Raw genomic sequence first — 6,498 nt, 5'->3', positions numbered from 1 at the left:
AATATTCTCTGCTTCTTTTACTTTATGTTCGTTACCAGTTATAAATGTTATCATACTTTTAAATATAATGATGATTTTTATTATAGGTATTGGTAACGAGAATCATTTTAGGATTAAGTTAATATTATTTGCAGGATTATTAGCAAAAAAATAGGTTCTTATGTTCAATTTGAGGATTTTTATAGACTAGAATCAGCGCAATTACTATTAATCTAAGGGTTATTGCATTATCCTCAGTTTAGACCACTATATTAATTTTTAGAAAGATATATAAATGAAAAAAACATATTTACCCTCAACAGAAGGATGATAAGTATCATCCTCCTTTAATAGTGTATAGTAATTGTATTAATCCAATTGTTATTGAAATAAATAACAAAGCGAATAAGGAAATAATACAAAAACATTAAAAATACAAAAATAATCGAAGCAAAAATTAAAATAAAATAACCAAAAAATATCCTAGAAGTAACCAAAAAAATTGGTTACATCATTGGTTATGAAAAAATTACAATTTTTTATAAATATTTATTTTACCTTTTCTTGATTTTTTAACAAACTTATGATTACTTTTAGATAAGAAAATTGTACTAAAAAAGTAGAATTGTCATCACTTCGTAAAATTGATGCCATATAGAAATAGTATTAGTGAGTATATCTTCCACGTGATTCAATATCTGAAATTTTTTCAGACATCTTTTCATCGCCATAACCCTTTAAAACCAAATCAAAGTACTTTAATGCCAAATTATAGTCAATACTTTGTAGGGATTTTTTCAAAACAAGTAAATCAACAGCCTTATCTTCATCCAAAGGAGAATGCCTGCCCAATCCAAAATCAATGAAAACCAGCTGGTCATCCCTAAGCATTATATTTGATGTTGTAATGTCACCGTGAATTATATCTGCAGAATGAAGTTTGGAAATATCTTTGCCTATTCTAAAGGCCAGATCATCATCTATGACATCCTTAACCATTACTCCATCAATTTCTTCCATCAATATTGATTTATTTTCCAAATCAACATCATACAACACTGGAGTAACTACTCCGGCACGTTTGGCATCACTCAATAGCTTGGCTTCAAGCTTGCATCTTGATTTTCTGATTTTATTGTCTATTTCAGAGATTCTGTAACTTTTGGAAATCCTGTCTTTTAAAACTGCTTTTTCTCCCAAATAACTTGAACGGACAATATTTGATTCGGCACCCTTTGCAATCAGTTCATCCGGAAGACTCAGATAGCTTTTGGAATTGTCAATCCATGGAATGTCAACTTCATCGGTTCTGAATTTCTGAATGATTCCAGTGTCAGCCAAATCCATCGGACCGAACTGCCTACACATTAACAGTCCAAGCCATGCAATCATGACCCCATTGTCTCCGCACAGCTTCATTTCGGGCATGTAGAATTTGGCGCCGTGCTCTTCAGACATTGTCTTAAGCATTTCCCTTAACCTTGAATTGGCTGAAACGCCACCGCACAGCATCACCTCATCCTTTTGGGTATGTGATAGAGCCCTTTCAGTTACTTCCACCAGCATTGAAAAAGCGGTTTCCTGAAGTGAAAAGCAAATATCCTCCATAGGGGTGCCTTTTTGCGCTTCCCTTAAGGCCGCTGACAGGAGCCCTGAAAATGAAAAGTCCATACCTTTAACTATGTATGGCAAATCAATATATGAACCTTGTTTGGCAAGTTTTTCAACTACAGGTCCTCCGGGATGGCCCAGACCGGTTTCACGGCCGAAATGATCAAGGCAGTTTCCAATTGCAATGTCTAAAGTTTCACCAAAAATTCTGTATCTTCCGCTTTCATATGCAATAACCTGGCTGTTACCCCCACTTACATAAAGTGAAACAGGATTAACAGCTCCAGTGTCGAGTTTTCCAACTTCAACATGACCAATACAGTGATTGACACCTATGATTGGCTTATTTAAAGATAAAGCAAGAGTTCTTGCTGAAGTTGCAACTATCCTTAAAGCCGGACCGAGACCCGGACCCTGTGAAAAAGAAATCAGATCAATGTCATCATATGAAATTCCCGCTTCGCTGATAGCTTCGGGAATTAATTTAGGAATCCATTCGGCATGGTGTTCTGCGGCAATTCTTGGGTGAATTCCTCCTTCTTCCGGAAACAGCTGTTTTCCAGCCATTGCCAATATATTTCCATCACCGTCAACAATGCCTACACCGGTTTTTTCCGCAGTCCCTTCAATTCCTAAACTTATCAAGATAATCAACTAATAAAATTTAATTAATAGTAATTATATTATTTAAATAATTTGAACCTCTCCGACCTGTAGAGGTCGGAGATTCTCGGGCTGTAAGTCTCTCTGTGAGTCTTAGGATTACCGAGCTATCCCTCTGGGTCTCAGAGTTCATATATTATTATATTATTATTTTCCATAGTTTAAAATGTTTATGGCGGCGTTCAAATCACGGTCTAGTATTGCTCCGCAGTTTGGGCATTGCCAGTTACGTTCTTCTATGGTTAAATCTGTGTTTTTGTAGCCGCAGACATGACAGTATTGTGAGGATGCATAGTATCTAGGCACTTCGATGAATTTTTTGCCGTATAATTCACATTTGTATTTTATCATGTTTTTTAGCATTCCTAAGCTGGCTTTGTGTAGCCCTTTGCTGTAGTCATGGTCTAGTATCATTTCTTTTAGGTTTAGATCTTCCATTTTGATTACATCGTATTCCATTACTATGTCTTTGCTTATTTTATGATAATATTCTCTTTTAATATTGTTTCTTTTGTTTATGTGTTTGTGGAAGGTTTTTAGGGTTTCTTGATAGTTTCCGCTGCCGTGTTCTTTTCTTTTTAGGTCTTTTTGTGTTTTTTGTATTTTAGCTTCTATTTCATTTAGTTTTAGCGTGGCTTTTGCTTTATGGTCTGAAAGTGTGGCTAATGTTTTAACACCTAAGTCTATTCCAACTTCTTTACCTGTTTTAGGAAAAGGTTCCGGTTGCGGTGCGTCGTATACGATTATTATGAACCATTGGCTGTTTTTTAATTGTATTCGTATGTGTTTTATTTTACCGGTTATTTCTGGTCGATATCCTTTGAGGTTGATCCATCCCAGTGGTTTCCAGTATAATTTACCCTTTTTTACACGTATTCTGTTGTTTATGTTGTTGATTTTTACTGATTGTGAGGATTGGTGCTTTTTTTTGAATTTAGGATGTCCGAATCCTCGTTTAAAAAAGTTATCGTAGGCATGGAGTACTGGTTTATAGCATGCCTGCATAGTATTAATATCCAAATCATTAATAAAAGGATACCATTCTCTTAAATAGTTAAATATAGATTCCATATACCTATTGTTAACATAAGGTGTGCGAGCATGGAATATATTAGCTATACGTCTGTTGTATTCTATTTCACCAATTATGTTATTGTGAATGAAACGTGAATGCCCCAAATATTCTTTAAACAACTTTTCTTGTTTTTGATTAGGATAAACACGATGCCTACAAGACCTATAAACCATAAAAAAATACTCCCCATCACTAAAAAATTTTTTATAATACTAATTATAACACTATTTAATATAATAAATAATCGTGAGAGAGCATTTGAAAAGTAAAATTATTATAAAAATATAATTATTTATAATACGTTTTTTGTGAAATTCATCTCCGACCTACAGATGTCGGAGTATTCTTTCACATTTAAGATAAAAATATTTTTTAAATTTAAAATACATAAGTGAAAGCATGGGATTTTATAGTGCAAATACCCTGGAACAAAAAAGGGTAAAACAATTAACTGGAGACATTAACATCCATGATATGTTCAAAAATGAATGCAATACAAGAGGAATACCAATTTATAATGCTTACAACATTCAAAAAAGATTGATTCATGAAGTGGAACAGGAACAAATCAAAGGTGTTGATGCGGTAGACGATAGATTAATGGAATTATTGGATGAAAGAAGCAAAAACAAAGTAACACATAGGTATGTTGACTTTGTATCACGAGAAGACAGCGCATCTAGAGGAGTCATTCCAAAAATGCCGCAAGAAGAAGACAAGCTCCCTCCAAAAGACCAGATTAGAATTCCGCCAAGAGCAAGAGACGGACAGACATTTAAAACAGATGATGAATTGCCTGAAATAGAAATGTTAAAGAAAATCATGCTCCAAAATAAAAAAATCATCAATCAGAACAAGATTATTATAGATTTGTTGAAAAAGCAAGGTGAAAACAATGATTGAAGGAATTAAAACTTATGGATCAGATGAACTAACAAAAAAATTACAGGAATGTGACGATCCAGTATTTTTACTTACAATAGGAACAACTGAAACCTCCCTGATAGATGGAATTTCCGGTGCCGGCCCTTCAGCTGATTTAACCGAATATACGCCAGCTTCCGATGCGGAATTTATGGTTCTGGGAGAAGTGAGATGCTGTGAAGCTCCGGCCGAAACCGTAGTGGGCGATGCTGCAGCCCCAACCCCTGCAAGACTTACAAAAGCAGCACTCCAAATTGCAAATATCCCATTCGTTATTGTTGATGCAGGTTCCAAAATCAAACCCGACATTGAATATGTTAATTTAGGAAAAGAATATGGAAGAGACATAAGAACCGGAAAAGGAGTCCTGAATCCTTTAGAAATATTTGAAAATGCAAAGGATTTAGGAACTGAACTATCAAGAAGGCATGAAATGCTCATCATAGGCGAAAGCATAGCTGCCGGAACAACAACCGCATTAGGCGTCTTAAGAGCATTGGGCTATGACGCCAACGAAAAGGTCAGCGGAAGCATGCCGCACAATCCTCATGACATGAAAACAAAAGTGGTTGATGAAGGACTAAAAAATGCGGGCCTTGACCCTGAAAAAGATAATATTGATGCCCTTCAGGCTATTGGTGCAGTGGGAGACCCGACACTGGCCGCAATGTCAGGATTAATTATAGGTTCAGATATTCCAATCATATTGGCTGGCGGAACACAGATGGCGGCAGTTTGTGCAATTGTAAAGTCAATACAGCCTAACTTTGATTTTTCAAGAATAAACCTATCCACTACAGTATTTGTCGCCGGTGATGAAACTGCAGATCTGTTCGGAATTTTAAAACAGATTGATGACAATATTGCCGTTAATGTGGTTGACCCCGAATTTGAAAAGTCAGAACATGAAGGGTTGAAAAATTACCTGAAAGGCTTTGTTAAAGAGGGTGCTGGAGCCGGTGGAGCCATGTATACAGCACTTGTTTTAGGAAATTCCACTGAAAAACTTAGAAAAAGAATAGAAAAAGTATGTAAATAGAGATTTAATAATCTCTATAATCTTATTTTTTAGAATATGTGGGCAATTGAACCCATGAATACGACTATGCCGACTATCCAACAGTAGAAGGCAAATATATCCAAACTTCTTTTTTGAATCAATTCAAGCATCCATTTGATGGCTGCATAACCTGCAATAAATGCTGCAACAAAACCTAAGATTACCGGCAAAAAGTTAGCATCCATTGCACCGCCAATGTCCTTTGCCTGAAGCAGGAACGCTCCAAGGATTGCTGGAATTGACAGTATGAAACTGAATTTTGCTGCAAATTCCTTATCAAGACCTATTACAAGACCTGCTGCAATTGTTGTACCTGAACGTGAAAGCCCAGGAAGGATAGCGCATGCCTGGCCCAATCCCATGAACAATGACTGCCTGGCGGAAACGTTTTTAAGGTTGATATTCCCGCTGACCATCCTTTGGGAGAGGTAAAGTATTGTACCGGTTACAAACAAAAAGAATGCCGGAACGTAAAGGGCTCCTGCGAACAGTGAATCCACAGCATCTTCAAACAGCAGTCCGACAAGACCTACAGGAATGGTTGCCAAAATAACGTACCATGCAAGTCTCTTATATGGGTCTTCCTGAAATCCTTCACGGAACCTTCCCTGAAGAATATCCCTGAGGCTTGAAATCCAGGATAAAATCATCTTAATGATGTCACCCCTGAAAAACCACAGTACGGCAAGTAAAGACCCTAAATGAAGAAAAGTATCGAAAGCAAGTGAGCTTTCAACACCCAATATGTTTTGGATAAAGACCAAATGCGCTGAACTGCTTACCGGTAAAAATTCAGTCAGTCCCTGAACGATACCAATAATAATTGCTTGAATTATATCCATAAGCTACACCGCTTAAATGTAAGATAACCAGCCGTATTTGTCTTCCACTTTAGCTTCAACAATGTCAAAGAATGCAGTTTGTATTTTTTCTGAAATAGGTCCTCTTCTACCTATTCCGATTTGTCTGTGGTCAATTGAACGGATTGGAGTTACTTCCGCTGCAGTTCCTGTGAAGAACACTTCATTTGCTGCATATAGTCTTTCTCTGGAGATTACCTCTTCAACCACTTCATAACCTAAATCACGTGCGATGGTCATGATTGAGTCTCTTGTGATTCCTTTAAGGTTGGATGAGGACATTGCAGGTGTGAACAGTTTTTCACCTTCAACGAGGAAAATGTTTT

6 protein-coding genes are annotated in these 6,498 nt (G+C 36.5%); 2 read left to right on the top strand and 4 right to left on the bottom strand.

From position 1 onward, the window contains the following. Positions 1-645: 645 nt before the first annotated feature. Positions 646-2,244: a bifunctional N(6)-L-threonylcarbamoyladenine synthase/serine/threonine protein kinase gene (locus Q0W04_RS10235; protein ID WP_298502935.1), complete on the bottom strand. Its 1,599-nt coding sequence runs from the start codon at positions 2,242-2,244 to the stop codon at positions 646-648. A 156-nt stretch (positions 2,245-2,400) separates the two neighbouring features. Then, positions 2,401-3,501 carry an RNA-guided endonuclease TnpB family protein gene (locus Q0W04_RS10230; protein WP_298502933.1) on the bottom strand — a complete coding sequence of 367 codons (1,101 nt, stop codon included), beginning with the start codon at positions 3,499-3,501 and terminating at the stop codon, positions 2,401-2,403. A gap of 226 nt (positions 3,502-3,727) precedes the next feature. Between Q0W04_RS10230 and Q0W04_RS10225 the strand changes: the two genes are divergently transcribed. Then, on the top strand, positions 3,728-4,231 hold the full coding sequence (locus Q0W04_RS10225) for a hypothetical protein (RefSeq protein WP_298502930.1): 504 nt from the start codon (positions 3,728-3,730) through the stop codon (positions 4,229-4,231). After that, positions 4,224-5,291 (top strand): nicotinate mononucleotide-dependent phosphoribosyltransferase CobT, encoded by a 1,068-nt coding sequence (gene cobT / locus Q0W04_RS10220; protein ID WP_298502927.1) that lies wholly within the window; start codon positions 4,224-4,226, stop codon positions 5,289-5,291. The genes Q0W04_RS10225 and cobT overlap by 8 nt, the downstream gene beginning before the upstream one ends. Positions 5,292-5,320: 29 nt before the next feature. On the opposite strand, the gene uppP is transcribed toward cobT, so the two are convergent. Both uppP and Q0W04_RS10210 read right to left on the bottom strand, forming a co-directional pair. Continuing rightward, on the bottom strand, positions 5,321-6,154 hold the full coding sequence (gene uppP, locus Q0W04_RS10215) for an undecaprenyl-diphosphatase UppP (protein WP_298502923.1): 834 nt from the start codon (positions 6,152-6,154) through the stop codon (positions 5,321-5,323). Positions 6,155-6,166: 12 nt separating this feature from the next. Beyond that, positions 6,167-6,498, bottom strand: a 332-nt coding sequence (locus Q0W04_RS10210; RefSeq protein WP_298502919.1) for an aminotransferase class IV, incomplete at its 5' end; no start/stop codon positions are given.

The organism is uncultured Methanobrevibacter sp. (assembly GCF_947170395.1).
Taxonomy (GTDB): domain Archaea; phylum Methanobacteriota; class Methanobacteria; order Methanobacteriales; family Methanobacteriaceae; genus Methanocatella.
Note: the sequence above shows the minus strand (reverse complement) of the source record. Positions and strands in the feature narration are given on the sequence as shown.

What these genes read in the sequence shown, in the direction of transcription:
- Q0W04_RS10230 (WP_298502933.1), bottom strand. Translation starts at nt 3,501, where the DNA reads ATGGTTTATAGGTCTTGTAGGCATCGTGTTTATCCTAATCAAAAACAA.
- uppP (WP_298502923.1), bottom strand. Translation starts at nt 6,154, where the DNA reads ATGGATATAATTCAAGCAATTATTATTGGTATCGTTCAGGGACTGACT.
- Q0W04_RS10225 (WP_298502930.1), top strand. Translation starts at nt 3,728, where the DNA reads ATGGGATTTTATAGTGCAAATACCCTGGAACAAAAAAGGGTAAAACAA.
- cobT (WP_298502927.1), top strand. Translation starts at nt 4,224, where the DNA reads ATGATTGAAGGAATTAAAACTTATGGATCAGATGAACTAACAAAAAAA.